Genomic DNA, 24971 nt, shown 5'->3' with positions numbered 1-24971 from the left:
CGGATCGATATCGAGGGTAACACCACCACGCTGGATCAGGTGATCCGTCGTCAGTTCCGCACCGTCGAAGGCGACCCGTTCAATCCGCGCGAGATTCGCGAAAGCGCCGAGCGCATTCGCGCGCTGGGCTTCTTCGCCGATGCCAACGTGGAAACCCGCGAGGGATCGACCCCGGCTCAGGTCATCGTCGATGTGGATGTCGAGGAAAAGCCGACCGGCTCGCTCAGCTTCGGCGGCAGCTACTCGGTCTCGGACGGTTTCGGTGTGGCCATCGGCCTGACCGAGGACAACTGGCTGGGTCGCGGCCAGCGGCTGGGCCTGACCCTGTCGACCGCGCAGGATGCCGAGCAATATGTGCTCTCGTTCACCGAGCCGCAGCTGTTGGGTCGCGACCTGCGCTTTGACATCGATCTCGGCGTGGCGAACACCAATTCCAGCTTTGCCAGCTATGACACCGAGCGGGCCTTCTTTGCGCCCGGCCTGACCTTCCGACTGGGCGAGTTGTCGACCCTGCAACTGCGCTATCGCTGGGAGGCCAGCGAGATGGTGCAGCGGACCGCGACCACGGTCAGCGGCGCGGTGATCGCCAGCGAAATCGCGCAGGGCAAGAAATCGTCCAGCGCGTTGGGGCTGACCTATACCTATGACAGCCGGATCGGTGGCCTGAACCCCAATGCGGGTGTGCTGTTCGAGGTCGGCGTCGATGCGGCCGGTCTGGGCGGCGACAACGAATATATCAAGACCTCGGCCAAGGCCATCGCACAGACCCGTGTCTGGCACGAAGAGATCACGCTGCGGGCCTCGCTCGACCTGGGCGCGTTCAGCTGGCAGGGCAGCGGGTTCAGCCGTGCGGTTGACCGTTTCGTGATCGGCCCGAACACTTTCCGCGGGTTTGAGCCCGCCGGTGTCGGTCCGCGCGACCTGTCCAACGGGGTCGATGACGCGATTGGCGGCAACTATTATGCGGTGGCACGGTTCGAGGCGGAATTCCCGCTGGGCCTGCCCGAGGAACTGGGTCTGCGTGGCGGCGTGTTCTACGACGTTGGCAACGTCTGGGACCTGAGCGATGTCAACACCGCCGGTGGCACCATTGTCGGTGCGGATGGCTCGTTCCGTCATGTGATCGGCTTCTCGCTGCTCTGGACCACCGCCTTTGGCCCGCTGCGCTTCAACTTCTCCAAGGCGCTCAAGAAAGAGACCTTTGACAAGGAACAGTCCTTCGACCTGACCATTCAGGCGCGGTTCTGATCACGGCATGCGGCCTTGGCAAACAGGGCAGGCAATGCGGGGCCTCTTGGGGGCCCTGCTGCTGTTTATGGCACTGCCGTCGCTCGTGGGGGCGCAACAGTTGGGCCTGCCGCGCCACGAGGTGCTGACCATCTCGGGTGAAATCCTGTTCGTGAAATCCGCCTATGGCCGCCGCATCATCGACGAGATCGAGGCCGAAGGCGCGCTTCTGGCGGCCGAGAACGAGCGGATCGTGGCCGAGTTGAGCCGCGAGGAGCAGGAGTTGACCCAGCGCCGGACCGAGCTGGAGCCGCAGGCGTTCCGGGTGCTGGCCGAAGCCTTCGACGTCAAGGTGCAGGCCCATCGTGAGAACCAGACCGCCAAGCGGCAGGCGCTGGAGGCGCGCGGCGAAGAGGCCCGCGCCACCTTTGTCGAACTGGCCCGGCCGATCCTTGCGGCGCTGATGCGCGACACCGGGGCCAGCGTGATCCTTGAACGCTCGACAGTATTCCTCAGCCTCGACACCACCGATATCACCGCCATCGCGATCAGCCGCATCGACGCGGCCATTGGCGACGGCAGCGCCCTGCGTCGGGATTAGCGCCTGTTTGCGCTTGCTTGCCGATTGCGGCCAGTCTTGCTAATCCCGGATCAAGACCGACAAGAACAGGAACAGTGCAGCATGACCACCGAGACCAAGAGCGCCGATATCCAGCTGATCCAGCGGATCCTGCCGCACCGCTATCCGTTTCTGCTGGTGGACAAGGTTGTCGAGATCGACGGTTACAGTTCGGCCGTTGGGATCAAGAACGTCACCATGAACGAGCCGCATTTCCAAGGCCATTTCCCCGGCACGCCGATCATGCCCGGTGTCACCATCGTCGAGGCGATGGCCCAGACCGCCGGTGTGATGCTGGGTGTGGGCATGGATATCGTCGACAGCGAGTTGCTGATCTACTTCATGAATATCGACAACTGCAAATTCCGCCGCAAGGTTGTGCCGGGCGATGTCATGAAGATGCATGTGGAAACCCTGCGCGGCAAGATGGGCGGCAAGATCTTCAAGTTCCGTGGCACTGCCACTGTGGATGGCGAGGTGGCGGCACAGGCCGAATTCTCGGCCTATGTGGACCTGACCGGAGAGAAAAGCACATGAGCCAGATCCATCCCAGCGCCATCATCGAAGAGGGCGCGCAGATCGGCGCCGATTGCGTGATCGGTCCGTTCTGCATCGTGGGGCCAAAAGTAGTTCTGGGCGACCGGGTTGAGTTGAAGAGCCATGTGGTTGTCACCGGTGACACCACCGTGGGCGAGGACAGCGTGATCTTCAGCTTTGCGGTGATCGGCGAGATCCCGCAGGACAAGAAATTCGGCGGCGAGGAAACCAGCGTCGTGATCGGTGCCCGCAACCGCATTCGCGAACATGTGACCGTGAACGCGGGCACCGCCGGGGGTGGCGGCGTCACCCGGATCGGGGATGACTGCCTGTTGATGGCGGGTTGTCATGTGGCGCATGATTGCCAGCTGGGCAACCGGGTGATCATGGTCAACCATGCGGGCGCCGCGGGCCATTGCATTGTAGAGGATGACGTGATCATCGGCGGTATCTCGGGCCTGCATCAATGGGTCAGGGTCGGGCGCGGCGCCATCATCGGCGCGCTGACCATGGTCCCCAATGATGTCATTCCCTATGGCCTGGTGCAGGCGCCGCGCGGCGAGCTGGACGGGCTGAACCTGATCGGGCTGAAACGGCGCGGCGTGGCGCGCTCCGACATCACCCAGCTGCGCGCCGCCTTTCAGATGCTGGCCCAGGGCGAGGGTACCTTTCAGGATCGCGCACGCCGCATGGGCGAGGAGTTCGACAGCGACTATGTGCGCGAGATCGCCGAGTTCATTCTGGGCCAGACCGACCGGTCCTATTTGACGCCGGGCAAGTGACATGCTGGCGCTGATCGCAGGGACAGGGGCGCTGCCCGAGGAACTGGTTGCCCGCCTGCCCGAACCGCCGCTGATTTGCGCGATGGAAGGCTTTTTACCAGAACGGCTCGCGGTCGATATCCCGTTCCCGATCGAGCATCTGGGCTCGCTGGTGGAGCAACTCAAGGTACGCGGTGTAACCGAAATCTGCCTTGCGGGCGCGGTGGGACGGCCTGCTGTCGATCCGGCCCGGATCGACGCGGCCACGCTGCCGCTTGTGCCGGTGATCCAGCAGGCGCTGACCTCGGGCGACGATGGCGCGCTGAGGGCGGTGATGGGGATATTCGAAAGCGCCGGGTTGGCGGTGCGCGCCGCGCATGAGATCGCCCCCGATCTGTTGATGCCCCCAGGATGCCCGACCAAGGCGCAGCCGGGGCCTGCGGAGCTGGCGGATGCCAAGCGCGGCGCCGAGATCGTGGCTGCCATGTCGGCCGCCGATATCGGACAGGCCTGTGTGGCACATCGCGGACAGGCGCTGGCGATCGAAAGCGTCTTTGGCACCAACTGGATGCTGGGAACCCTTGGCCAACGTCCCGATGCGGGCGGTGGAGTGCTGTACAAGGCGCCGAAACCCGATCAGGACCGGCGCGCCGATCTGCCCACCATCGGCCCCGATACCGTCACCGCCGCCGTGGTGGCGGGCCTCTCGGGGCTGGTGATCGCAGCGGGCGGCGTCATCGTGCTGGAGCGTGACCGGGTGATCGCGGAATGTGACCGGCTGGGCCTCTTTCTGTTTGTTGCGGGACCGGACGCCTGATGCGCGTCTTTATCCTTGCGGGCGAACCTTCGGGCGACCGGCTTGGCGGAGCGCTGATGGCGGGCCTGCGTCAGCTCTGCTCCGATGTGCAGTTTGACGGGGTCGGTGGACCCGCGATGGAGGCGGAGGGGCTGGAAAGCCGCTTTCCCATGGCCGAGCTTTCGATTATGGGTCTGGTCGAGGTGCTGCCGAAATATTTCCACCTCAAGCGCCGCATCGCCGAGACCGCCCAGGCGGTGCTGGCGATGCGTCCCGATGTGATGATCACCATCGACAGCCCCGATTTCAGCCTGCGGGTGGCGCGGCTGGTCAAAGAGGCGAGCGATATCCGCACCGTGCATTACGTGGCGCCCAGCGTCTGGGCCTGGCGGCCCGGGCGGGCCGACAAGATGGCCAAGGTCATCGACCATGTGCTGGCGCTGTTGCCCTTTGAGCCGCCCTATATGGAGCGAGCCGGGATGGAGTGCGACTTTGTCGGCCACCCGGTGGTGACCGAACCCGAGGCGACCGGGGAGGATATCGCCGCGCTGCGGGACGAACTGGGGCTGGGCGCGGCGCCGGTGCTGCTGGCACTGCCCGGCTCGCGGCGGGGTGAGGTCGAGCGTCTGGCGCCCGTCTTTGGCGCGGCACTCAGGCGGTTCCTGCCGGAGCATCCCGATATGCGGGTGGTGGTGCCGGTGGTGCCGCATGTGGCCGAACAGGTGGCGCAGCAGGTGGCCGAGTGGCCCGGTGCGCCGGTGCTGGTCGATCCGCGCGGGCTGGCGCCTGGGCAAGCCGCCATGCGCAAGCGCGCGGCTTTTGCTGCTGCTGATCTGGCATTGGCGGCCTCGGGCACGGTGTCGCTGGAACTGGCAGCAGCGGGCACGCCTATGGTGATCGCCTACAAGGTGAACTGGCTGACCCAGAAGATCGCCGAACGGATGGTCACCATCGACACGGTGACGCTGGTCAATCTGGTCAGCGAGACGCGGGTGGTGCCGGAATGCCTGGGCCCCGCCTGCACGCCCGAAGACATCGCGGCGCGGCTGGCGGCGGTGCATGCCGACCCTGCCGCGCAGGACGCGGCGATGCGCCTGACGATGGAGCGTCTGGGCCGGGGCGGCACCCCGCCGGGTCTGCGCGCGGCGCAGGCGGTGCTGGACCGGTTGCCGGGCTAGCCGCCGACATTGCTCCGTTCAAGTTCCAGATAAACGCTGTCCGCCCATTCCCCGGCGATCTGGATCGTTCGGCTGGCCCGATGGGTCTCGACAAATCCAAGCTGGTGCAACAACGCCAGAGAGGCCGCGTTGCGCGGGTCGACATCGGCCCGGATATGATCAAGCGGCAGGGTCGCGAACAAATGGGGTATGAGCGCAGTCAAGGCTTCGCGCATCAGCCCCTGGCCCCAGCGATCCCGGCGCAGAAAGAAGCCAAGCTCGGGCACGGCCCACAGCCCGGCCTTGCCGATCGCCAAACCATCCTCAAGCAGCACGTATTCACGGCACTGTTCAGCAGGTTCGGCCAGCGTTCCGGCGACCCATCGTTCGGTCTGTGCCAGGTCTTTGTGGGTCTCGCCAAAGAAGCACATCGCCTCTGGATCGCCAAAGACGGCATGCAGGGCAGGGGCATGCTCTGCCCGCATCGGGCAGAGGGTCAGGCGCGGGGTCTGAAGCGTCTCAATACCCACGCCAGATCCAGCCGCCGCCAAAGATGCGGCTACCGTCGCTTTCGTAGAAAACGCAGGCCTGTCCGGGCGACACGCCCTCCTCGGGCGTCAGCAGTTCCACCTCGGCCTCTGTCTCGCTGATCGGGCGTACGATCGCCTCGCGCGGGGGGCGGGTCGAGCGGACCTTGACCGACAGGTGCCATTCGGGGCGCGATGTGAAAGGTTCATCGCCCAGCCAGTTGATCTCGCGCACCGGGATGGTGCGGGTGGCCAGCATCTCCTTGGGTCCGACGACAACCTGTTTCTTGTCCACGTCTAGGCGCACCACATAAAGCGGATCGCTGAGGCCGCCGATGCCCAGGCCGCGGCGCTGGCCGATCGTGTAGTGGATGACGCCCTCGTGGCTGCCCAGCACGCGGCCATCGGCATGCACGATCTCGCCCGGTTCGGCGGCGCCGGGGCGCAGTTTCTCGATCACGCTGGCATAGTTGCCGTTGGGCACGAAACAGATGTCCTGGCTGTCGGGCTTGTCGGCCACGGCCAGGCCATATTGCGCGGCCATTTCGCGGGTCGCGTCCTTGGAGGGCAGGTGGCCCAGCGGAAAGCGCAGATAGTCGAGCTGTTCCGGCGTGGTCGAGAACAGGAAATAGGACTGGTCGCGGTTGGCATCCTCGGCACAATGCAGCTCGGGTCCGTTCGGGCCCATCTTGCGCTGGATGTAATGGCCGGTGGCCATGCAGTCGGCCTCGAGATCGCGGGCGGTTTCCAGCAGGTCCTTGAACTTCACCCGTTCATTGCAGCGGATGCACGGGACCGGTGTGGCACCGGCCAGATAGCTGTCGGCGAACTCGTCGATCACCGCATCCTTGAAGATGTTCTCGTAATCCAGCACGTAATGGGGAAAACCGCGCTCTTCGGCGACGCGGCGGGCGTCATGGATGTCGATCCCGGCGCAACAGGCGCCTTTCTTGGCCAGGGCTGCGCCATGATCGTATAGCTGCAAAGTGACGCCCACCACGTCATAGCCCTGATCGGCCAGATAGGCGGCCACGACCGAACTGTCGACGCCGCCCGACATGGCAACGACCACCCGCGTTTCCGAGGGCGGTTTGGCAAAGCCAAGCGTGTTCAGCGGCGTTTCGGTGTCCAGCGCCATCCGGGCAACTCCTGAAGATTAAGGGAGACCGGCAGAATATAGGAAAATCCGAACTACTCTCAAGGGGCGGTTTCACCCGGCATTAAGTAGGCTGTCGCCAATGTTGCCCTGACACAAGAAGGGATAGGTGATGTTCTTGCGAAAGGTTGAAGGCCCCCGATCTGTCACCCTGCCGGATGGCTCTATCATTACGCGCGCGGATTTGCCGCCGGCCAATACGCGCCGTTGGGTTGCATCGCGCAAGATCGCGGTGGTCCGGGGGGTCATTTATGGGCTGATCACGCTGACAGAGGCGAAGCAGACCTATGGTCTGAGCGATGAGGAGTTCAACAGCTGGGTCTCGGCCCTGGCCGAACACGGGAAAGATGCATTGAAGGTGACTGCGCTAAAAAGATATCGACAACTTTAGGTTGATCTTACATAATGTGAATATCGGTAACGGCAGATTAACCTTTATTCGTCACGGTTAATTCCAGTACGGAATAGCGTTTAAGGCGGAGAACTTGAGATGCGCATACTTCTAGTCGAGGATGATCCGACGACGTCCAAGAGCATCGAGTTGATGCTGACCCATGCCAATCTGAACGTCTATGCGACCGATCTGGGCGAAGAAGGCATCGACCTGGCGAAGCTTTACGACTACGACCTGATCCTGCTCGACATCAATCTGCCCGACATGAACGGGCATGAGGTATTGCGCCAGTTGCGCATGTCGCGGATCGAAACCCCCATCCTGATCCTGTCCGGCGTCGACGATACAGAGAGCAAGATCAAGGGCTTCGGCTTTGGCGCCGACGACTACCTGACCAAACCCTTCCACCGCGAGGAACTGGTCGCGCGCATTCACGCGATTATCCGTCGGTCCAAGGGGCATTCACAGTCGGTGATCCGCACCGGCAAGATCTCCGTCAACCTCGATGCCAAGACGGTCGAGGTCGAGGGTCAGCCGGTGCATCTGACCGGCAAGGAATATCAGATGCTCGAACTGCTGTCGCTGCGCAAGGGCACGACCCTGACAAAGGAGATGTTCCTGAACCATCTTTATGGCGGCATGGACGAACCCGAATTGAAGATTATCGACGTGTTCATTTGCAAGCTTCGCAAGAAGTTAAGCAATGCAACCGGAGGAGAGAATTACATCGAAACGGTCTGGGGACGGGGCTATGTGCTGCGCGATCCTCAGGCCGACGGGTTGCCCGATCCGCGGATCGCGGTCAACGCCTGAACAGCCAGTCGCGAGTCCAGCGCGGCACCACCACTCACGCAGACTGATCTGGACCTGACCATGGCCTCGCCCTATCACTGGTCGCAAAGACCAGACAGACCGGGCGGGGCCATGACAGTTTCAGAACCCATCGAAAAAATGACCGAGGCGGAAGCCGCGCATGAACTGGAACGACTGGCCGGTTTGCTGGCGCAGGCGAACCTCGCCTATCATACCCAGGACGCGCCCGAGATGTCCGATGCGGAGTATGACGCGCTGAAACAGCGCAATGCCGCGATCGAGGCGCGTTTCCCCCATCTCAAACGCGCCGACAGCCCCAGCGAGCAGGTGGGCGCTCGCCCGGGCGAGGGCTTCTCCAAGGTCACTCATGCGGTGCGGATGATGTCGCTGGGTAATGCCTTTGACGATGAGGACGTCACCGATTTTGACCGCTCGATCCGCAAGTATCTGGGCCTCGATTCCGAGGCGCCGCTGGCCTATACCGCCGAGCCCAAGATCGACGGTTTGTCCCTGTCGCTGCGCTATGAACAGGGCGTTCTGGTGCAGGCGGCGACCCGGGGCGATGGCGAGGTGGGCGAGAATGTCACCGCCAATGCCCGCACCATCGCCGATATCCCGGCCCGGATCGAGGGCGCGCCCGAGGTGCTGGAGGTGCGCGGCGAGGTCTATATGAGCCATGCGGATTTCGCCGCACTCAACGCCCGGCAAGAGGCCGAGGGCGGCAAGCTGTTTGCGAATCCCCGCAACGCCGCCGCCGGCTCGCTGCGCCAACTCGACGCCGCGATCACCCGCGCGCGGCCTTTGCGATTCTTCGCCTATTCCTGGGGTGAACTCTCGGAACCGCTGGCAGAAACGCAGATGCAGGCGATCGGGCGGCTGGCCAGCCTTGGATTTCAGACCAACCCGCTAACCCGCCGCTGCGCCGACCTGGGGGCCATGATCGCGCAGTATCGCGATATCGAGGCACAGCGCGCGACGCTTGGCTATGACATCGACGGAGTGGTCTACAAACTTGACGAGCTGTCTCTTCAGGCGCGGCTCGGCTTTCGGTCGACCACGCCACGTTGGGCGATCGCGCATAAATTCCCGGCCGAACTTGCCTGGACCCGGCTCGAGGCGATCGATATCCAGGTGGGGCGCACCGGTGCGCTCAGCCCGGTGGCGCGGCTGACCCCGGTCACCGTGGGCGGAGTGGTGGTGTCGAACGCCACCCTGCATAACGAGGATTACATCGCCGGGCGCGACAGCCGGGGACAAGAGATTCGCGACGGCAAGGATATCCGCGTCGGCGACTGGGTGCAGGTCTATCGCGCCGGTGACGTGATTCCCAAGATCGCCGATGTCGATCTGAGCAAGCGGCCGGAGGATGCGCAGCCCTTTGATTTCCCGACGCAATGTCCTGAGTGCGGCAGCCTCGCCATTCGCGAGGACGGCGATGCCGTGCGCCGCTGTACCGGGGGCGTGATCTGCCCGGCGCAGGCGGTGGAAAAGCTCAAGCATTTCGTCAGCCGCGCCGCCTTTGACATCGAGGGGCTGGGCGCCAAGCAGGTGGAACAGTTCCACGCCGACGGCTGGATCCGCGAACCTGCCGATATCTTCGAGCTGCGCAGCCGCTATGGCGAAGGGCTACAACAGTTGAAGAACCGCGAGGGCTGGGGCGAGAAATCGGCAACCAACCTGTTTCAGGCCATCGACGACAAGCGCCGCATTCCGCTGGCCCGCCTGATCTTTGCCCTGGGCATCCGACATGTGGGCGAGGTGGGCGCCAAGGATCTGGCGCTGCATTACCGCGACTGGGACGCGATGGCAGCGGCACTGGACACAGCCCGCCCCGCCGCACTGGCCCATCGTGCCGCCGACACCGCCGAGGAGCAGGAGCGCCAGCAGGCCCAGGCCGAAGGGCGCCGCGCCCGCATCAGCGATACCCGCGCTGCCGTGATCGCCGCGCAAGAGGTGCCGCCCGAGGCCGCCGCCGCATGGGCCGACCTGATCGGCGTCGACGGGATCGGCGCCACGCTGGGCCTGTCGCTGTCGGATGCCTTTGCCAATACAGACGAGCGCGCTGCCTTTGACCGGCTGACCGCGCATCTGACGGTGATCCCCCCCGATGCCCCGGCGCGCGACAGCCCGGTCGCGGGCAAGACCGTGGTCTTTACCGGCTCGCTGGAAAAGATGACCCGGGCCGAGGCCAAGGCGCGGGCCGAGGCGCTGGGGGCGAAGGTCGCGGGGTCTGTCAGCAAGAAAACCGATCTGCTGGTGGCGGGGCCCGGCGCCGGCTCCAAGCTCAAGACCGCCGAGAGCCTGGGGATCGAGACCCTGGACGAGGATGGCTGGCTGACGCTGATCGAGGGGCTATGAGCGGGCGGCCGGAACAGCTCTTCCCGCTGTTCGCGGGTCTGGAGACGCTCGAAGGGGTGGGACCCAAGACCGCGCAGCTGTTTGCGCATCTGGATGTGGAAACCCCGCGCGACCTGTTGTTTTCGCTGCCTTATTCCGTTGTCGACCGGCGTCGGCGCGACACGATCCGGGGTGCTGATCTGCCCGCGACGCTGACGGTCGAGGTGACGGTCGGCGCCCATCGCCCGGCCCGCGGGCGCGGCGGTGCCTATCGTATCTTTGTCGAGGATGCGCAGGCCGATTTCCAGCTGGTCTTCTTTCATGCGCGCGGCGACTATTTGAAAAAGGTGCTGCCCGAGGGGTCGCGCCGTGTCGTGTCGGGGAAGGTCGAACTGTTCGATGGCATGGCCAACATGGTCCATCCCGACCATATCCTGCCGGTGGCCGAGGCGGGCGAGATCCCGGAATTCGAACCGGTCTATCCGCTGACCCAGGGCATCAGCCAGAAAACCGCCTATAAGGCGGCGCGTTCGGCACTGGCGCGGCTGCCCGATCTGGACGAGTGGATCGACCCGGCCCTGCGCGCGCGCGAGGGCTGGCCGGGTTGGGCTGACGCCATGCGTGCCGCCCACGCGCCCGAAGGGCTGGATGATGTGGCCGCCACCGCCCCGGCGCGGATGCGGCTGGCATATGACGAGCTGTTTGCCCATCAGATGACCCTTGCGCTGGCGCGGCGACGCGAGCGCAAGGCGCGCGGCATCTCCAGCGTGGCGACCGGCGCGCTGCAATCGCGGGTGCTGGCCAGCCTGCCGTATCGCCCCACCAACGCTCAGGCCCGCGCGATCGAGGAGATCGCCGCCGACATGGCCGCGCCCGCGCGGATGAACCGGCTGTTGCAGGGTGATGTGGGGGCGGGCAAGACGCTGGTGGCCTTCATGGCGCTGCTGGTCGCGGTCGAGGCGGGCGGGCAGGGGGTGATGATGGCCCCCACCGAGATCCTCGCGCGCCAGCATCTCGAAGGGTTGCGCCCATTGGCCGAAGAGGCGGGCGTGGTGCTTGAACTGCTCACAGGCCGCGACAAGGGGGCCGAGCGGCGCGCCAAGCTGGCGGCGCTGAAACGCGGCGATATCTCGATTCTGGTCGGCACCCATGCGGTGTTCCAGGCGGATGTGGAATTTGCCGATCTGCGGCTGGCCATCGTCGATGAGCAGCACCGGTTCGGGGTGCGCCAGCGGATGGAACTGGCGGAAAAGGGGATGGGCGCCGATGTTCTGGTGATGACCGCCACGCCGATCCCGCGCAGCCTGGCGCTGGCGCAATATGGCGACATGGATGTCTCGGTGCTGGACGAGAAACCGCCCGGGCGCAAACCGATCCGCACAGCCGTGATTAGCACCGAGCGGATGGATGAGGTAATCGATCATTTGCGCCGCGCCATCTCTGAGGGGCGGCAATGTTATTGGGTCTGCCCGCTGGTGGACGAATCCGAAGTCAGCGATCTGACCGCGGCCGAGGACCGGTTCAAGCGCCTGCGCGCGGTGCTGGGCGAGGGCGTGGTCGGGCTGGTCCATGGTCAGATGCCGCCAGCCGAGAAAGACGCTGCCATGGCCGCGTTCCAGGCGGGCGAGACCCAGGTTCTGGTCGCCACCACGGTGATCGAGGTGGGGGTGAACGTCCCCAACGCCACCATCATGGTGATCGAACGGGCCGAGATTTTCGGCCTGGCGCAGCTGCATCAGCTGCGCGGCCGGGTGGGGCGAGGCGAAGCGGCCTCGACCTGTCTGCTGATGTATCAACCGCCCCTGACCGAGGGCGGCCGTCGCCGGCTTGAGGTTCTGCGCGAGACCGAGGACGGGTTCCGCATCGCCGAGACCGATCTGGACATGCGCGGCGCTGGCGATTTGATCGGGACCGCGCAATCGGGCCTGCCAAAATTTCGTATCGCCGATCTGGAACGACATACCGCGCTGATGGCCACGGCGCAGACGGATGCCCGCGCGCTTCTGGCCCAGGACCCCGAGCTGAACAGCGAGCGCGGCCGCGCGGCCCGCATCCTGCTGTGGCTGATGAAACAGGATCAGGCGATCCGTTTGATTTCAGTGGGTTGAGCCCGACTCCCCCTGAAAGTTCACAAATGTTCTTAAAAAGTTCTTTACCGACTCGGCGAGATGTGAGAACAAAAGGTCAACAAAGGATTAACTGACGCCCGGAGGAGAGAGCCGATGCTGACCCAGATCAAGACCGTCCTGAGCCGCTCGCAGCATACCCTGTTGCAGGATGCCGCCGGGGCCGCCTCGTTGGTGGTGATGCTGGTTGCGGCTCTGCTGCTGCCCGGCACGTTCTGACTGTTTCTGCCTGCGATCTCGTACCCGGTTTCCGCGCGCATCCTGTCCCATTCGATGCAAGGGTGACCTGCCTATCCCAAGACCCTTCCTGGGCCGCGCCTCGGCTCATGGCGTCGCGGACCGGACCCCATACGAGACCCGCACAACCTGCCGCCGCCCTCCTGCCCGGGAGGAGCGGCGGTTTTTTTGCGAGGCTCCGCCTCGCGCTCCGGAGTATTTGGAACCAGAAAGAAGCAGCACTACCGGTATCTTCATTCCGCGGGAAATACTCCGGGGGACTCGCCTTTGGCGACGGGGGCAGCGCCCCCTGATCCGGTCAGGCGCAGTTTGCGCGTTCGGCCTGTTCCAACGCCTCGGCCGTCGCCTCCAGCGTCAACAGGATTGAGGCATGGCGATTCTTGTAATCGCGCGCGGGGATCAGAACTTCGAGCCCGTCAAAAGGGGCATCGGGCACCGGCCCATCCTGTTTCAGCATCGCCTTGAGCTGGTCGCGGGCAGCCTCGATCTGGGCGCGGGTGGTGCCTACAACCGCGGCGCCCACAACGGCGGCGGCGGCCTGACCCAGCGCGCAGGCCTTCACATCCTGGCCGAACTGGTCGATACGCCCGTCGCGCAGCTTCACGTCCACCGTCACGGTGGATCCGCAAAGCGGCGAGCGTTTCTTGACGGTGGCGTCGGGGCTGTCCAGCCGCTCGAGATGCGGGATATCCGCCGCCAGCGCCAGGATACGGCCGGAATAGAGCTTGATCAGATCGGTCTCGCCGGACATGGCTTTCCCTCGTTCGCTGTTCCCCATACATAGTGGGCGAACATCCGGATGCAAAAGGTTTTTGGCCATGTCCTTCGACCCTTCGACACTAAAGTATGACGCTGCGGGGCTGATTCCGGCCATCGCCCAGGATGCCGCCACGGGTGAGGTTCTGATGATGGCCTGGATGAATGCCCAGGCGGTGGCGCGCACGCTGGAAAGCGGGCGGGTGACCTATTGGTCGCGCTCGCGTCAAAGCTTCTGGGTCAAGGGCGAAAGTTCTGGCCATGTGCAGGAACTGGTGGATTTCCGCGTCGATTGCGATCGCGATTGCCTGCTGGTCACGGTACGTCAGACCGGCCCGGCCTGTCACACCAACCGGCGCAGCTGTTTCTATAACGCTGTTCGCGAGGGTGAAGAGGTGGAGCTGATGGCGCCGATGGTCTGACGCTCAGAGCCCGACCATGGCGCGGATCTCGGCGGGGTTGGCGCCCTCGGCCCGGTATTTCGCAATGGCGCGGGCATCGTCGCGCTTGGCCATCCGCTTGCCGATCTCGTCCCGGATCAGGCGGTGATGGTGATAGATCGGGATCGGCAGGTCGAGAAGCGCCAGCAGAATGACCTGTATCGCGGTGAAGTCGAACAGGTCCTCGCCCCGGATTACATGAGTGATGCGTTGAGCCACGTCATCCAGCGCCGAGGCCAGGAAATAGGCGACGATATCTTCGCCCTTGCGGGACAGGACGACATCGCCGATCCGGGCCATGGCCTGTTTCGGGTCGATTTGATGGGTACCTGCATGGCGAGGTCCGGTCTCGGTGAATTGCGGATAGGCGCCGTCAAACAATGCCAGCGCCCGGTCCAGATGCAGGCGCAGCGCATCACCGTCCCGGCGGCTTGCCATCGGGCGGTGTTTGCAGAGGCCGGGATAGACCTCATGCGTGACGCCCTCTTGCGGGGCGGCCAGCGCGGCCTGTATCTGGCTGCGGCTGCACGAGCAGGGATAGAGCAGGTTCAGATCGGCAAGCGCGCGCAGGGCAAAGTCGTATGAGGAAAGCTGCTGCGACTGGCGCAGTATGGGGCCGTCCCAGGTCAGGCCCAGCCACGTTAGGTCGTCAATGATCTGCGCATCCCATTCCGGTTTGCTGCGTTGCAGGTCGGTATCTTCCATCCGCAACAGGAACCTGCCCTCGGCGGCGCGGGCCATGTCATGGGCCAGGATTGCCGAATAGGCATGACCCAGATGCAGCGGGCCGGTGGGGGATGGTGCAAAGCGGGTGGTAAAAGTCATGTTTTTTCAATAAGAAAGCGCATGATATTTACCCGTTCTGAGCCTCGGTTAGCCAGGTGGACCAGGCTTCCTTGGCGCGATCGGTATAGGCCTTGTAACGGTCCTTGCGGCCCCGGCGACCGCCCTTCAGTCCGTCGACCGGGCGGAACAAGCCGAAATTGACGTTCATCGGTTGAAAGGTCTTCGCCTCGGCGCCGCCGGTGATGTGGTGGATCAGCGCGCCCATGGCGCTGTCTTGCGGCACCTCGGGCAGGTTGCGACCCTGGATCTCGGCCGCGGCCAGCCGCCCGGCCAAAAGGCCCATGGCCGCACTTTCCACATAGCCCTCGACCCCGGTGATCTGCCCGGCAAAGCGGATATTGGGGCGCGATTTCAACCGCATCTGCGCATCCAGAAGGGTCGGCGAGTTCAGGAAGGTGTTGCGATGGATGCCACCCAAACGGGCAAAGCTGGCGTTTTCCAGGCCGGGAATGGTTTTGAAAACAGCGGTTTGGGCACCGTATTTCATCTTGGTCTGAAAGCCCACGATATTATAGAGCGTACCCAGCGCATTGTCGCGGCGCAGCTGCACCACCGCATGGGGTTTGACGTCGGGCTGGTGCGGATTGGTCAGGCCAACCGGCTTCATCGGGCCATGGCGCAGGGTTTCGCGGCCACGTTCGGCCATCACCTCGATCGGCAGGCAGCCGTCGAAATAGGTTGCGGTCTCGCCCTCGTGAAACTCGGTCTTGTCGGCGGCCAGCAGCGCGTCGATGAAGGCCTCGTACTGGTCGCGGTCCATCGGGCAGTTCAGATAGGCGGTGCGCTCTTCCTCGGTCTCGCCCTTGTCATAACGCGATTGCATCCAGGCGCGCGACATGTCGATCGTGTCGGCATAGACGATGGGCGCGATGGCGTCGAAAAAGGCCAGCGCCTCGGCCCCGGTCTCGGCCTGGATGGCAGCGCCAAGCGTGGGCGAGGTCAGCGGGCCGGTGGCAAAGATCCAGTGCCCGTCGCGGGGCAGTTCGGTCACTTCCTCGGCGGTGACCGAGACGCGGGGATGGGCGTGCAGCCGGGCGGTCACGGTCTCGGCAAACGGGTCGCGATCCACTGCCAGCGCGCCTCCGGCAGGCAGGCGGTGGGCATCGGCGGCGGACATGATCAGCCCGCCCGCCGCGCGCATCTCCCAGTGCAGCAGGCCCACGGCGTTCTGTTCGTCATCATCCGAGCGGAACGAGTTCGAGCAGACCATCTCGGCCAGGTTGCCGGTCTGATGTGCGAAGGTGCCGACGGTGGGGCGCATCTCGTGGATTACCACGTCGATACCCTGTTGTGCCGCCTGCCAGGCGGCCTCGGACCCGGCCATGCCGCCGCCCACGATATGCAATCTGTCTGTCATGGTCTGCCACATAGGGCAGGGCGCGGCATGGTGCAATGATCGAGTGTGGCCCTCTTTCGCCTGTCCAAGGCGCTGTCAACCGAAAATACGTCACGCGTTTGGCCAGCGCGGCAATTGTGGCGGATCAAAGACGGGAGATTTTTGGGGTCGCCGCTGCGGGAATGTCAATGCCGGAGAGAGAGCCGGCTAGGAGGGACCTTCCGCCCACGGCGACCCAAAAGTCGTCAAGGCATTTACCTTGCCCCAGCTTTGCCACAGTGTTGCCCCGATTGAAAGCGCAAATTTGGAAACAATTCCCGTGGATTGGTGCGATGATCCGATTACTGGCGCCAATCGGGGTCGCGCTTCTCGATAAAGGCGGCGATTCCCTCGGCGGTGTCGCGATAGAGCAAGTTTTCCACCATCACCTCGCCGGTATAGGCATAGGCCTGATCCAGCGGCAGCACTTGCTGGCGATAAAACGCTTCCTTGCCGATCCGAACCGCCGCGCCCAGCTTGCCCGCCACGGTGTCGGCCAGCGCGCGGGTTTCGGCCTCGAGATCGGCGGCGGGCACCACCCGGTTGACCAGCCCCAGTTCGGCGGCGCGGCTGGCCTCGATGAATTGACCGGTGGTCAGCATCTCGAACGCCTGCTTGCGCGGGATATTGCGGCTGAGCGCGACCATCGGGGTCGAGCAGAACAGGCCGATATTGACGCCATTGACGCCGAACCGGGTGCCCTCGGCGGCGACGGCCATGTCGCAGGTCGCGACCAACTGGCAGCCGGCAGCGGTGGCGATGCCATGGGCCTGGGCAATCACCGGCTGGGGCAGCGACTGGATGGTCATCATCATCCGGGCGCAGCGGTCGAACAGATCCTTGAAGTAGGCCTTGCCGCCATCCTCGGCCTGACGCCCGGCGGTCATCTGTTTCAGGTCGTGGCCCGCGCAGAACGCCTTGCCCGCGCCGGACAGGATCACCGCGCGGATGCGCGCGTCGTCGCGCAGCGCGTCGAACTCGGCCTGAAGCGCCGCCAGCATCTCGTCGCTGAGCGCGTTCAGCCGCTCGGGCGCGTTCATGGTCAGATGGGCCACCGCCCCCGTGTCGCGACGTTCCAGAATTGCCATCTTGCCCTCCCTACCAAACTCGGGGCAACTCTAGGCGCAGGAGACGAGGAGGGAAAGCATGGCGTTGGCACTGAACCGGGAGGAATTGTCGCAATACCTGGCCGAGGTGTTCCCGCAGGTGCGCGAGGATTTCGCCATCGACGATCTGACCGAGGACACGATCACCATGCGGCTGTTGACCGCCGAGCGGCATTTGCGCCCGGGTGGTACCGTCTCGGGGCCGTCGATGTTCGCGCTGGCCGATGTCTGCGTCTATGCGATGGTGCTTGCGCGGCTGGGGCGGCAGGCGCTGGCGGTGACCACCAACTGTTCGATGGACTTCATGCGCAAGCCCGAGGGCGGCGCCCAGATCGTGGCGCAGTGCCGCCTGCTGAAACTTGGCCGCTCGTTGGCGGTGGGGGATATCCTTATGTTCTCCGAAGGGTCCGACAAACCAGTGGCGCGGGCCAGCATGACCTATTCGATCCCGCCGCAGGGCTCTGCCGCCGCGCAGTTCGGATGAAAAAAGGCCGGGGCAAGCCCCGGCCAGTGAAGAGGTCCCAATGAAGGGACTGGGGATTCCGTTTCAGCCCTGCCAGAAGCGGCGGGCAGCCTCGTCGCGGGCGGCCTGTCGGGTCAGACCCACATCGCGCAGCAGGTGATCGTCGAGCTTGCCCAGATTGAGCCGGGTTCGCCGACGTTGTTCCCATTTGGTCACGGTCGCGGCGAAACGCACGGCAAGAGCGGCGATCAGCGGCAGCCGGGGGCTGGCGTTCAGCAGCATCAGAGCGGGCGAATGCATCATGCGGGTCATGACATGGGTCCTTTCAAAAATTGTATTGACACAAGTTTCATTTACTTGGTACATATGTTTGATACATTCGAAATTGTCCCAAGATCAAAGGAAAGATTGTAATGGGTACAATTTGGCCCGACTCCTTGCCGCAGGCCAAAGGCGCCAAGTACACTCTGGTTGCCGACGTCATCCGAAAAGCGATTGATGCCAAGGACCTGGAGGTTGGGGTGAAACTGCCGCCGGTGCGGGAGCTTGCCTATAAACTGGGCATTACCCCCGGAACCGTGGCGCGGGCCTATACGATCCTGACCGACGAGGGGCTGCTGAATGCCGAGGTGGGGCGCGGCACATTCGTGGCGCCGCCCAAACGCCCGGTGCTGGATGATGTCTGGTCGCGGCAGCTCTATCTTCTGGATGAGCGGAATGACAACAATGTCAGCCTGTTCAGCCCGCGTCTGGCCGATATGGGGCAGGTGGCGCTGATCCGCGAATGTCTGCAAAAGGTGGCGCAGGCTGATCCGGCGATGTTCCTGAACTATCCCACCCGCGATGCCTATGCCGGGGTGCGCCAGGCGGTGGCGGACTGGATGTCCGATCTGCCGCTGGGGCCACTGACGGCGGATGATATCGTGTTGACCCATGGCGGACAGAACGGGCTTTGCGTTGTGTTCCAGACCGTGTTCAAGGGGCCCAAGCCGGTGGTTCTGGTCGAGGACCTGTCCTATGCCGGGTTCCGGCGCGCGGCAGAGTTGATGCGGGCCGACGTGATCGGGGTGCGGATGGACAAATGGGGCATTGACCCGATGTCGCTGGACCTGACCGCGCGCCAGACCCCGGCGCAGGCGATCTGCGTCTCACCCGAGGTGCAGAACCCGACCGGCTGCCGCTCGCCGCTGGAGCGCCGCAAGGAGGTGGTCGAGGTCGCCCGCAAGCATGACCTGCAAATCATCGAGGACGATTGTTACCGGATGGGAGAGCCTCAGGCGCCCAGCTATCGGGCGTTGGCGCCCGAGCGGGGCTGGCATGTCTCGTCCATCTCAAAGACACTGACCCCGGCGCTGCGGGTGGGCTTTGCCATCGCGCCCGAAGGGCAGAGCGCGGGGCTGCGCCGCTCGGCCGAATATGGCTATTTCGGCCTGGCCCAACCGCTGGCGGAACTGACCCGGCTGATGCTGAGCGACCTGCGCGCCCGCGATCTGGCCCGCGCGGTCCAGCAGCGCATGGCTGAATATGTGCGCGTCACGGTCAACACGCTGGGCGGGTTCGATCTGGTTTGGGATTCGGCAGTGCCTTTTGTCTGGTTGCGGCTGCCATCGGGCTGGCGCTCGGCCGCATTTACCCGCGCCGCCGAGCGGGCAGGGGTGCAGGTGCGTTCGGCCGACGAGTTTGCCCTGCGCGACGGGCGCGCGCCAAATGCGGTGCGCATCGCGATGAACGCCCATGTCTCGCTGGAGCGGTTCGAGGCAGCGATGATGCGGTTGCGCGCGCTGCTGGACAACCCGCCCGAGCAGATCAGTGTCTGATTTTCTTGGGGTAAAATAATACCTATTTTATAAGTCATTGTTTTTGCGTGATTAAATCGCGCAACATGCGCTTGACCCGCCCCATACATCTCCTTAGAAACCGCCCATCGGATTAGGACCGGTCGTTGCGGCCGGTCTTTCACATCAAACAGGACCATCCTGCCATGAAAACCTTCTCTGCAACTCCTGCAGACATCGACAAGAAGTGGATCCTGATCGACGCCGAGGGTGTCGTTCTGGGCCGCCTCGCCTCGATCGTCGCCATGCGCCTGCGTGGCAAGCACAAGGCCTCATTCACTCCGCATATGGATATGGGCGACAACGTCATCGTCATCAATGCCGACAAGGTGCAGATCACCGGCAAGAAGCGCGAAGAGCACTTCTACTGGCACACCGGCCACCCGGGCGGCATCAAGTCGCGCACCAAGCAGCAGATCCTCGAGGGGGCACACCCCGAGCGCGTGGTCTATCAGGCCGTCAAGCGCATGCTGCCGGGCAACCGCCTGTCGCGTCAGCAGATGACCAACCTGCGCATCTATGCCGGGACCGAGCACCCGCATGAAGCCCAGGCCCCCGAAGTTCTGGACGTCAAGTCCATGAACAAGAAAAACACCCGGAGCTGAAACCGATGGCTGATCAGATCAACACTCTCGAAGAGCTGAGCGCCGTCGCAGGCCTCGAAACCGTGGCCGCAGACGAGCCGCGCGAACCCGTTCGCGACGAGCTGGGCCGCTCCTATGCCACCGGCAAGCGGAAAGACGCGGTCGCCCGTGTCTGGATCAAGCCGGGTTCGGGCAAGGTCGTCGTCAATGGCAAGGACCAGGACGCCTATTTCGCGCGCCCCGTTCTGCAGCTGATCCTGCGCCAGCCGTTCCAGGTGGCCGGTGTCGAAGGCCAGTTCGACGTGATGGCGACCGTCAAGGGCGGCGGCCTGACCGGTCAGGCCGGCGCGGTCAAGCACGGCATCTCGAAGGCGCTGCAACTCTACGATCCCTCGCTGCGTGGCGCGCTCAAGGCCGCCGGCTTCCTGACCCGCGACAGCCGCGTGGTCGAGCGTAAGAAATACGGCAAGCGCAAAGCCCGCCGTTCGTTCCAGTTCTCGAAGCGCTAAGTTTCGGACCCAGAACATGGAAAAGGCCGCGCAGTGCGCGGCCTTTTTTGTTGTTGGGTGTGGGGGGCGATGGCTCTGCATTGCAGAACTGATCGAGGCCTTGGTCGATGCCATTCGGTAACAAGCGATGTGCAGGGAGAGGCTTTGCAGAACCATGAAACAGCCGCGACCGGTCATTTGATCTCTTTGCAGCATGGGACTGGTTTGAGCCCATATTGGCGTTTTCTACAGCCCGCGCGAACGTCTGGTATGCTGATCGTACGAATTACCTCGAATGACGTCTTGGAGGAAGCCTACGCGTGGCTCTGCCACCGGAGGCGGGACTATCCCGCAAATGCTGACATCTGGTGGTTTCGGCGCAACTGGGCTTCGGAGAAGCAACGGCTGCAGCAGCATCTGCTGACCGGCAACTATCGCTTTGAGGCTCTCGACCGTATCGAGTTGAAAGACGGCTCCAGCGTCGATGTCTGGACCTCGCGCGATGCGCTGGTGCTCAAGGCCATGAGCCTGTGTCTGGCCAACGTGCTGCCTTCATCGCCCTCCTGCACACACATCAAAGGCCATGGTGGGGCTAAGCAGGCCGTCCGGCAGGTCGCGCAACATTTGCCCCATCACGGGTATGTTCTGCGCACGGATGTCAAATCCTACTACGCCAGCATCGACCATCACCGGCTTCTGGACAGGTTGGCGGAGCATATCACCAACCGGACGGTGATGAACCTCCTGGGTCAATACCTGCGGCGCAGTATTTGTGATGGCGGCAACTTCGTCGACATCAGGCGCGGCATTTCGCTTGGCTGCCCTCTCAGCCCGCTGATGGCGTCATTCTACTTATATGAGCTGGACCAGCGTTTTGAACGCAGCGGTCTGTTCTATGTCCGGTTCATGGATGACATTCTCATTCTTACCCCGACCCGGTGGAAAATCCGCAAGGCGATGGCGGTGGTGCGGTTCGTGCTGAACGGCCTGCGCCTCGACATTCACCCCGAAAAGACCTTCATCGGGCGCGTCTCGAAGGGCTTTGACTTTCTGGGGTATCACTTCCTCGACGGTGTGCTGAGCGCCGCCGAGAAAACCGTCGCCAAGATGACAGAGACTGCCGCCCGGCTTTACGAGCAAAAGGGGCATCGGACCCAACCGACGCCCCTAGGGCAGTATCTCACGCGCTGGAACGCATGGTTCCGGGGTGGGCTTGGCGACTTAGACCCTGGCAGCCCGTTTCTTTCTCAACCGCAATCCCGCGAAGCCTGCGAGACCGGTTAGCAGCAGCGGGAGCCCGGCGGGTAGTGGGACCGGGGGGGGAGGGACGGCGTCGGAAGTAAACCTCCAATTCGGGTCGGGGCCGAGCGACAACAAACCGCCCGTAACAGACGTGAAGCAGAATAATTCGAGGGCGCAAGCGGTGGCCCCACCTTGTACCGCGATAGCCGGGAGCGGCTCTGCACTACCGATGGCAAAAAGTAATGGATTCAACAGCTCATAGCCAGCGAGATTATCGTACCCCGTCCAACCCGTGAACTCCGGAAAATCCAACAAGCCGTTGAGATTGCTATCGTCGAAATAAATCTCGAGCCACGTGGTTCCCGAATACGCCCCCGTTATTGTCGCAGCGTAACCTGCGGTTGACATCCCAAGCGCCAAGCAAAACGAAGCGACGAAAGTTTTCATCCGTAACATCTTAATCCCCCAGTCACATGTGTACGAATAATATCCGATAGATCATCATCGTACTCGCCAAGTCTTCGGAAAGGAAGCAACCATTTTCATAAACAGTGTCGAGCTCTGAGCAAGACTGTCGTGCAGCTACAGCCAACCGGCTTTGAGGCCGCACGTGACAGCCTCCCGTGAAGCGGCCATTGTCGTAAATGTGCTAACGACGGGATTGTCCGCAAAGCTGCTTCTGATGATCGAACTAGCGAATGACCGTTCCCCGCCCATCGCCAGTTCCGCCTGTTTGCCGCCGTCTGATGGCGCGCAACCCCCGGCAGCCGCACTGATTACGCGCGAAACTCGACGCTTCTCCAAAAAACGCAAAATCACGCGCGAACCAGCGGCCATCCAGTCCGAACCAGAAAGGGGAGGTCTCACCCGTCGCGCAGGTACCAGTCGTCAAAGCGCGAGATGTCCGGCAGCACCCGGCGATACCCCTTGGATGTCAGCAGGGCGTGGATGTCCTCGCGCTGGGGGGCGTGGTTGTGTTCCACCGTCATCACCCCGAATGTCCAGCGGTCGAAGTCGAAGGCGTTCAGGATGTCGAACTCGCTGCCCTCGGTGTCGATCGAGATATAGTCGATATGCGCGGGCGCCTTGTGGGTTTCCAGCAGCTCGACCAGAGAGATCGTTTCGACCTTGTAGTTCTGGCCGCGGATGCGGCGCGAGGATTTGACGAAGGTCGAGATGCCCGAGTTTTCGCCGCGCGGCGCCTCGGTAAAGCCCAGCGTTTCGCCTGATGTGTGCCAGACGCAGCGGGTTTCGATGGTGGCGGCGCGGTTGGCCTTGAGCGCGGCATGCCAGCCGCGTGCCGGTTCGGCCAGGATGCCGCTCCAGCCGAAGCCGGTCTCCAGCAGGTAGGAATTGTTCAGCTCGATCCCGTCGGTGGCACCGAATTCGACAAAGAAACCGCCCTCTTTGAACCCGGTCTGGCACAGCGCGAACAGGTCCTGGCGCAGCTGCGATTTCGATTGGTCCAACAGGTCGATGCAGCGGCTGCGATCGTCGGGCGCCATGGCCTTGAGGAATTCCAGGTCGAACCAGGCTTTTTCCCGTTGTTGCAACTGGCGCAGGCGGTCGCGGCGGACAAGGGTGGTGTTGGAAATCGAATGGCTCACGGCAAGTTTACTCCGTCAATGTCCCTGTCTGGGTAGCGGGACACCCCACCCGAGACAAGGGGCTTTGTCAGTCGGGCGGGATCAGGCCCAGCCCGCGCAGGTAGATGCCGACCCCGGATTCCAGTAGATCCTCGGGCGCAAAGGGGGCGGTGGCGCCGGCATTGCGGGCGTAGAGCTCGACCACCCCGTGGCTCATCGCCCAGATATGGGCCGAGACCATGGCGGCGGGCGGTCGTTTTTCGGGGGGAATGTGGTCGCTCAGATCGGCGGCGGCCTGCTCCAGCACCGCTTTGGCGCGGTTGGCGGCAGCGGCCAGTTCCGGGCTGCGATTGACCGAGATGCCGCTTTCGAACATGGCGATGTAATGGCCCGGATGCTTGCGGGCAAAGGCCAGATAGGCGCGGCCTGTCGCCTCGAACGCGGCCAGTGCCGAGGGCTGGCCCTTGTCATAGGCATATTGCATCAGGTCGGCAAAGATCTCGAACCCCTGGCGGGCGGCCTCGGCGATCAGCTCTTCGCGCCCGTCGAAATGGCGATAGACTGCGGCGGGGGTGACCCCGGCGGTCTTGGCGGCCTCGGACAGGGTGAACCCGGTTGGACCCTTGGCGCGAATCAACTCCAGCGCCGCGTCGATCAGCGCCTGTTTCAGATTGCCGTGATGATAGCCCTGCTTACGCATTCCAGATGTCGGGGCCTCCGCAGATGGCCGCATCGGGCTGGCCGACCGCGTCCCGGTCCTTGTTGTCATAGTCGATGCCCGCAAGCACGGTGCGGATCGCCGCCAGCCGCGCGCGTTTCTTGTCGTCCGAGCGGATCACGGTCCAGGGCGCCCTGTCGGAATGGCTGCGGGTCAGGGTCTGCGAGATGGCGGCGGAATAGGCCTCCCATTTGTCCAGCCCGGCAATGTCGACCGGGCTCAGCTTCCATTGTTTCAACGGGTCGCGCTCGCGGTCGTGGAACCGGCGCAGCTGTTCGGCGCGGCCCACGTTCAGCCAGAACTTGAACAGATAGATGCCGTCATCGGTCAGGTCATGTTCAAAGGGCAGAACCTGGCGAAAGAAGCGCTCGCGCTCGTCTTCGCTGCACCAGCCGAACACATGTTCGACCACGCCGCGATTGTACCAGCTGCGGTCGTAGAAAACCAATTCCCCCGCCGAGGGCAGATGCTGGATGTAGCGTTGGAAATACCATTGGCTGCGCTCGGCCTCGGTTGGTTTGGCCAGCGCCACCACCCGGGCGCCGCGCGGGTTCAGGTTCTCGCGGAACCGCTTGATGGTGCCGCCTTTGCCGGCGGCGTCACGCCCTTCGAACAGGATGGCGACGCGGGCGCCGCTCTGCTTGATCCAGGCCTGAAGCTTGACCAGTTCGATCTGCAAGGCCTCCATCTCGGCCCGGTAGGCTTTCGATGACATTTCCGCGTCATAGGGATAGCTGGGGTTCAGGATATCGTCCTTGTCCGCCTTCTCGATGGCGCGGCGGATGTCCTTTGGCGCCTTGTCGTTGAAATAGCGGGAAATCTCGCCTGTTGCCGCGCCCATCATT

At 63.7% G+C, this 24971-nt stretch carries 28 protein-coding genes; 17 read left to right on the top strand and 11 right to left on the bottom strand.

What is annotated here, in order from left to right; all coding sequences use genetic code 11:
• The 6 genes from bamA to lpxB all read left to right on the top strand — a co-directional run.
• Positions 1–1248 (top strand): outer membrane protein assembly factor BamA (gene bamA / locus AC2FL1_RS06070; protein WP_496876300.1); only part of this gene is annotated, 1248 nt, incomplete at its 5' end.
• A gap of 34 nt (positions 1249–1282) precedes the next feature.
• Entirely contained in the window at positions 1283–1828 is a 546-nt protein-coding gene (locus AC2FL1_RS06065; protein WP_496876299.1) for an OmpH/Skp family outer membrane protein, read from the top strand.
• 81 nt (positions 1829–1909) lie between these two features.
• Positions 1910–2383: a 3-hydroxyacyl-ACP dehydratase FabZ gene (gene fabZ / locus AC2FL1_RS06060; protein WP_234136461.1), complete on the top strand. Its 474-nt coding sequence runs from the start codon at positions 1910–1912 to the stop codon at positions 2381–2383.
• On the top strand, positions 2380–3165 hold the full coding sequence (gene lpxA / locus AC2FL1_RS06055; RefSeq protein WP_496824122.1) for an acyl-ACP--UDP-N-acetylglucosamine O-acyltransferase: 786 nt from the start codon (positions 2380–2382) through the stop codon (positions 3163–3165). Before fabZ ends, lpxA begins: the two co-directional genes overlap by 4 nt.
• Position 3166: 1 nt before the next feature.
• Positions 3167–3961 carry an LpxI family protein gene (locus AC2FL1_RS06050; protein WP_496876298.1) on the top strand — a complete coding sequence of 265 codons (795 nt, stop codon included), beginning with the start codon at positions 3167–3169 and terminating at the stop codon, positions 3959–3961.
• Positions 3961–5118 carry a lipid-A-disaccharide synthase gene (gene lpxB, locus AC2FL1_RS06045; RefSeq protein ID WP_496876297.1) on the top strand — a complete coding sequence of 386 codons (1158 nt, stop codon included), beginning with the start codon at positions 3961–3963 and terminating at the stop codon, positions 5116–5118. The genes AC2FL1_RS06050 and lpxB overlap by 1 nt, the downstream gene beginning before the upstream one ends.
• On the opposite strand, the gene AC2FL1_RS06040 is transcribed toward lpxB, so the two are convergent.
• Positions 5115–5627 (bottom strand): GNAT family N-acetyltransferase, encoded by a 513-nt coding sequence (locus tag AC2FL1_RS06040; RefSeq protein ID WP_496876296.1) that lies wholly within the window; start codon positions 5625–5627, stop codon positions 5115–5117. The two genes, lpxB and AC2FL1_RS06040, sit on opposite strands and share 4 nt — an antisense overlap.
• A complete protein-coding gene (mnmA, locus tag AC2FL1_RS06035; protein WP_496876295.1) occupies positions 5617–6762 on the bottom strand; it encodes a tRNA 2-thiouridine(34) synthase MnmA in 1146 nt (381 codons plus the stop codon). The genes AC2FL1_RS06040 and mnmA overlap by 11 nt, the downstream gene beginning before the upstream one ends.
• 130 nt (positions 6763–6892) lie before the next feature.
• On the opposite strand from mnmA, the gene sciP reads away from it, so the two are divergent.
• From sciP to AC2FL1_RS06010, 5 genes are all read left to right on the top strand, one after another.
• Positions 6893–7171, top strand: coding sequence for a CtrA inhibitor SciP (gene sciP, locus AC2FL1_RS06030; protein ID WP_496876294.1), 279 nt, complete (start codon positions 6893–6895; stop codon positions 7169–7171).
• A 99-nt stretch (positions 7172–7270) separates the two neighbouring features.
• Positions 7271–7987, top strand: a complete 717-nt coding sequence (gene ctrA, locus AC2FL1_RS06025; protein ID WP_011047414.1) for a response regulator transcription factor CtrA — start codon at positions 7271–7273, stop codon at positions 7985–7987.
• A gap of 138 nt (positions 7988–8125) precedes the next feature.
• The gene (gene ligA / locus AC2FL1_RS06020; protein WP_496876293.1) at positions 8126–10345 is read left to right on the top strand and encodes an NAD-dependent DNA ligase LigA; all 2220 of its coding nucleotides are present in this window, start codon (positions 8126–8128) and stop codon (positions 10343–10345) included.
• Entirely contained in the window at positions 10342–12432 is a 2091-nt protein-coding gene (gene recG / locus AC2FL1_RS06015; protein ID WP_496824109.1) for an ATP-dependent DNA helicase RecG, read from the top strand. Before ligA ends, recG begins: the two co-directional genes overlap by 4 nt.
• A gap of 114 nt (positions 12433–12546) precedes the next feature.
• Complete coding sequence (locus tag AC2FL1_RS06010) at positions 12547–12669, top strand: hypothetical protein (protein ID WP_011047417.1); 123 nt, start codon at positions 12547–12549, stop codon at positions 12667–12669.
• Between the two features lie 316 nt (positions 12670–12985).
• Here AC2FL1_RS06010 and AC2FL1_RS06005 read toward each other — a convergent pair whose 3' ends face one another.
• Positions 12986–13438, bottom strand: a complete 453-nt coding sequence (locus AC2FL1_RS06005; RefSeq protein WP_496824107.1) for an iron-sulfur cluster assembly scaffold protein — start codon at positions 13436–13438, stop codon at positions 12986–12988.
• Between the two features lie 67 nt (positions 13439–13505).
• On the opposite strand from AC2FL1_RS06005, the gene hisI reads away from it, so the two are divergent.
• Entirely contained in the window at positions 13506–13865 is a 360-nt protein-coding gene (gene hisI, locus AC2FL1_RS06000) for a phosphoribosyl-AMP cyclohydrolase (protein ID WP_496824106.1), read from the top strand.
• A 3-nt stretch (positions 13866–13868) separates the two neighbouring features.
• Here hisI and gluQRS read toward each other — a convergent pair whose 3' ends face one another.
• From gluQRS to AC2FL1_RS05985, 3 genes are all read right to left on the bottom strand, one after another.
• A complete protein-coding gene (gene gluQRS, locus AC2FL1_RS05995; RefSeq protein ID WP_496876292.1) occupies positions 13869–14708 on the bottom strand; it encodes a tRNA glutamyl-Q(34) synthetase GluQRS in 840 nt (279 codons plus the stop codon).
• A gap of 28 nt (positions 14709–14736) precedes the next feature.
• Positions 14737–16086, bottom strand: a complete 1350-nt coding sequence (gene trmFO, locus AC2FL1_RS05990; protein WP_496824103.1) for a methylenetetrahydrofolate--tRNA-(uracil(54)-C(5))-methyltransferase (FADH(2)-oxidizing) TrmFO — start codon at positions 16084–16086, stop codon at positions 14737–14739.
• A gap of 320 nt (positions 16087–16406) precedes the next feature.
• Entirely contained in the window at positions 16407–17192 is a 786-nt protein-coding gene (locus AC2FL1_RS05985) for an enoyl-CoA hydratase (protein WP_496876291.1), read from the bottom strand.
• Between the two features lie 58 nt (positions 17193–17250).
• Here AC2FL1_RS05985 and AC2FL1_RS05980 point away from each other — a divergent pair, with 58 nt between their 5' ends.
• Positions 17251–17694, top strand: coding sequence for a PaaI family thioesterase (locus AC2FL1_RS05980; protein ID WP_496876290.1), 444 nt, complete (start codon positions 17251–17253; stop codon positions 17692–17694).
• A gap of 63 nt (positions 17695–17757) precedes the next feature.
• Here the strand turns inward: AC2FL1_RS05980 and AC2FL1_RS05975 are convergent, their stop codons facing one another.
• A complete protein-coding gene (locus AC2FL1_RS05975) occupies positions 17758–17985 on the bottom strand; it encodes a DUF1127 domain-containing protein (RefSeq protein ID WP_234136478.1) in 228 nt (75 codons plus the stop codon).
• A gap of 101 nt (positions 17986–18086) precedes the next feature.
• Between AC2FL1_RS05975 and AC2FL1_RS05970 the strand changes: the two genes are divergently transcribed.
• The 4 genes from AC2FL1_RS05970 (at position 18087) to AC2FL1_RS05955 (ending at position 21864) form a co-directional block, all read left to right on the top strand.
• The gene (locus AC2FL1_RS05970; RefSeq protein ID WP_496876289.1) at positions 18087–19490 is read left to right on the top strand and encodes an aminotransferase-like domain-containing protein; all 1404 of its coding nucleotides are present in this window, start codon (positions 18087–18089) and stop codon (positions 19488–19490) included.
• Positions 19491–19654: 164 nt separating this feature from the next.
• Positions 19655–20113 (top strand): 50S ribosomal protein L13, encoded by a 459-nt coding sequence (rplM, locus tag AC2FL1_RS05965; RefSeq protein ID WP_011047426.1) that lies wholly within the window; start codon positions 19655–19657, stop codon positions 20111–20113.
• A 5-nt stretch (positions 20114–20118) separates the two neighbouring features.
• Entirely contained in the window at positions 20119–20601 is a 483-nt protein-coding gene (gene rpsI / locus AC2FL1_RS05960; protein ID WP_234136480.1) for a 30S ribosomal protein S9, read from the top strand.
• Positions 20602–20850: 249 nt separating this feature from the next.
• A complete protein-coding gene (locus AC2FL1_RS05955) occupies positions 20851–21864 on the top strand; it encodes a reverse transcriptase domain-containing protein (protein WP_496876288.1) in 1014 nt (337 codons plus the stop codon).
• Here AC2FL1_RS05955 and AC2FL1_RS05950 read toward each other — a convergent pair.
• The 4 genes from AC2FL1_RS05950 to ppk2 all read right to left on the bottom strand — a co-directional run bounded on the left by AC2FL1_RS05950 (position 21802) and on the right by ppk2 (position 24970).
• On the bottom strand, positions 21802–22230 hold the full coding sequence (locus AC2FL1_RS05950; RefSeq protein ID WP_496876302.1) for a VPLPA-CTERM sorting domain-containing protein: 429 nt from the start codon (positions 22228–22230) through the stop codon (positions 21802–21804). The two genes, AC2FL1_RS05955 and AC2FL1_RS05950, sit on opposite strands and share 63 nt — an antisense overlap.
• Before the next feature lie 455 nt (positions 22231–22685).
• On the bottom strand, positions 22686–23429 hold the full coding sequence (locus AC2FL1_RS05945; protein ID WP_496824082.1) for an FkbM family methyltransferase: 744 nt from the start codon (positions 23427–23429) through the stop codon (positions 22686–22688).
• Positions 23430–23496: 67 nt separating this feature from the next.
• The gene (locus AC2FL1_RS05940) at positions 23497–24108 is read right to left on the bottom strand and encodes a TetR/AcrR family transcriptional regulator (RefSeq protein ID WP_496824080.1); all 612 of its coding nucleotides are present in this window, start codon (positions 24106–24108) and stop codon (positions 23497–23499) included.
• On the bottom strand, positions 24101–24970 hold the full coding sequence (gene ppk2 / locus AC2FL1_RS05935; protein WP_496876287.1) for a polyphosphate kinase 2: 870 nt from the start codon (positions 24968–24970) through the stop codon (positions 24101–24103). The genes AC2FL1_RS05940 and ppk2 overlap by 8 nt, the downstream gene beginning before the upstream one ends.
• Between the last annotated feature and the right edge of the window lies 1 nt (position 24971).

It is taken from the genome of Ruegeria sp. YKSF070, assembly GCF_059612725.1.
The sequence above is the reverse complement of the archived record's forward strand: the minus strand, read 5'-3'. Positions and strand labels throughout refer to the sequence as shown.

What these genes read in the sequence shown, in the direction of transcription:
- AC2FL1_RS06065 (WP_496876299.1), top strand. Translation starts at nt 1,283, where the DNA reads ATGCGGGGCCTCTTGGGGGCCCTGCTGCTGTTTATGGCACTGCCGTCG.
- fabZ (WP_234136461.1), top strand. Translation starts at nt 1,910, where the DNA reads ATGACCACCGAGACCAAGAGCGCCGATATCCAGCTGATCCAGCGGATC.
- lpxA (WP_496824122.1), top strand. Translation starts at nt 2,380, where the DNA reads ATGAGCCAGATCCATCCCAGCGCCATCATCGAAGAGGGCGCGCAGATC.
- AC2FL1_RS06050 (WP_496876298.1), top strand. Translation starts at nt 3,167, where the DNA reads ATGCTGGCGCTGATCGCAGGGACAGGGGCGCTGCCCGAGGAACTGGTT.
- lpxB (WP_496876297.1), top strand. Translation starts at nt 3,961, where the DNA reads ATGCGCGTCTTTATCCTTGCGGGCGAACCTTCGGGCGACCGGCTTGGC.
- mnmA (WP_496876295.1), bottom strand. Translation starts at nt 6,762, where the DNA reads ATGGCGCTGGACACCGAAACGCCGCTGAACACGCTTGGCTTTGCCAAA.
- sciP (WP_496876294.1), top strand. Translation starts at nt 6,893, where the DNA reads ATGTTCTTGCGAAAGGTTGAAGGCCCCCGATCTGTCACCCTGCCGGAT.
- ctrA (WP_011047414.1), top strand. Translation starts at nt 7,271, where the DNA reads ATGCGCATACTTCTAGTCGAGGATGATCCGACGACGTCCAAGAGCATC.
- ligA (WP_496876293.1), top strand. Translation starts at nt 8,126, where the DNA reads ATGACCGAGGCGGAAGCCGCGCATGAACTGGAACGACTGGCCGGTTTG.
- recG (WP_496824109.1), top strand. Translation starts at nt 10,342, where the DNA reads ATGAGCGGGCGGCCGGAACAGCTCTTCCCGCTGTTCGCGGGTCTGGAG.
- AC2FL1_RS06010 (WP_011047417.1), top strand. Translation starts at nt 12,547, where the DNA reads ATGCTGACCCAGATCAAGACCGTCCTGAGCCGCTCGCAGCATACCCTG.
- AC2FL1_RS06005 (WP_496824107.1), bottom strand. Translation starts at nt 13,438, where the DNA reads ATGTCCGGCGAGACCGATCTGATCAAGCTCTATTCCGGCCGTATCCTG.
- hisI (WP_496824106.1), top strand. Translation starts at nt 13,506, where the DNA reads ATGTCCTTCGACCCTTCGACACTAAAGTATGACGCTGCGGGGCTGATT.
- gluQRS (WP_496876292.1), bottom strand. Translation starts at nt 14,708, where the DNA reads ATGACTTTTACCACCCGCTTTGCACCATCCCCCACCGGCCCGCTGCAT.
- trmFO (WP_496824103.1), bottom strand. Translation starts at nt 16,086, where the DNA reads ATGACAGACAGATTGCATATCGTGGGCGGCGGCATGGCCGGGTCCGAG.
- AC2FL1_RS05985 (WP_496876291.1), bottom strand. Translation starts at nt 17,192, where the DNA reads ATGGCAATTCTGGAACGTCGCGACACGGGGGCGGTGGCCCATCTGACC.
- AC2FL1_RS05980 (WP_496876290.1), top strand. Translation starts at nt 17,251, where the DNA reads ATGGCGTTGGCACTGAACCGGGAGGAATTGTCGCAATACCTGGCCGAG.
- AC2FL1_RS05975 (WP_234136478.1), bottom strand. Translation starts at nt 17,985, where the DNA reads ATGACCCGCATGATGCATTCGCCCGCTCTGATGCTGCTGAACGCCAGC.
- AC2FL1_RS05970 (WP_496876289.1), top strand. Translation starts at nt 18,087, where the DNA reads ATGGGTACAATTTGGCCCGACTCCTTGCCGCAGGCCAAAGGCGCCAAG.
- rplM (WP_011047426.1), top strand. Translation starts at nt 19,655, where the DNA reads ATGAAAACCTTCTCTGCAACTCCTGCAGACATCGACAAGAAGTGGATC.
- rpsI (WP_234136480.1), top strand. Translation starts at nt 20,119, where the DNA reads ATGGCTGATCAGATCAACACTCTCGAAGAGCTGAGCGCCGTCGCAGGC.
- AC2FL1_RS05955 (WP_496876288.1), top strand. Translation starts at nt 20,851, where the DNA reads ATGCTGATCGTACGAATTACCTCGAATGACGTCTTGGAGGAAGCCTAC.
- AC2FL1_RS05950 (WP_496876302.1), bottom strand. Translation starts at nt 22,230, where the DNA reads ATGTCAACCGCAGGTTACGCTGCGACAATAACGGGGGCGTATTCGGGA.
- AC2FL1_RS05940 (WP_496824080.1), bottom strand. Translation starts at nt 24,108, where the DNA reads ATGCGTAAGCAGGGCTATCATCACGGCAATCTGAAACAGGCGCTGATC.
- ppk2 (WP_496876287.1), bottom strand. Translation starts at nt 24,970, where the DNA reads ATGATGGGCGCGGCAACAGGCGAGATTTCCCGCTATTTCAACGACAAG.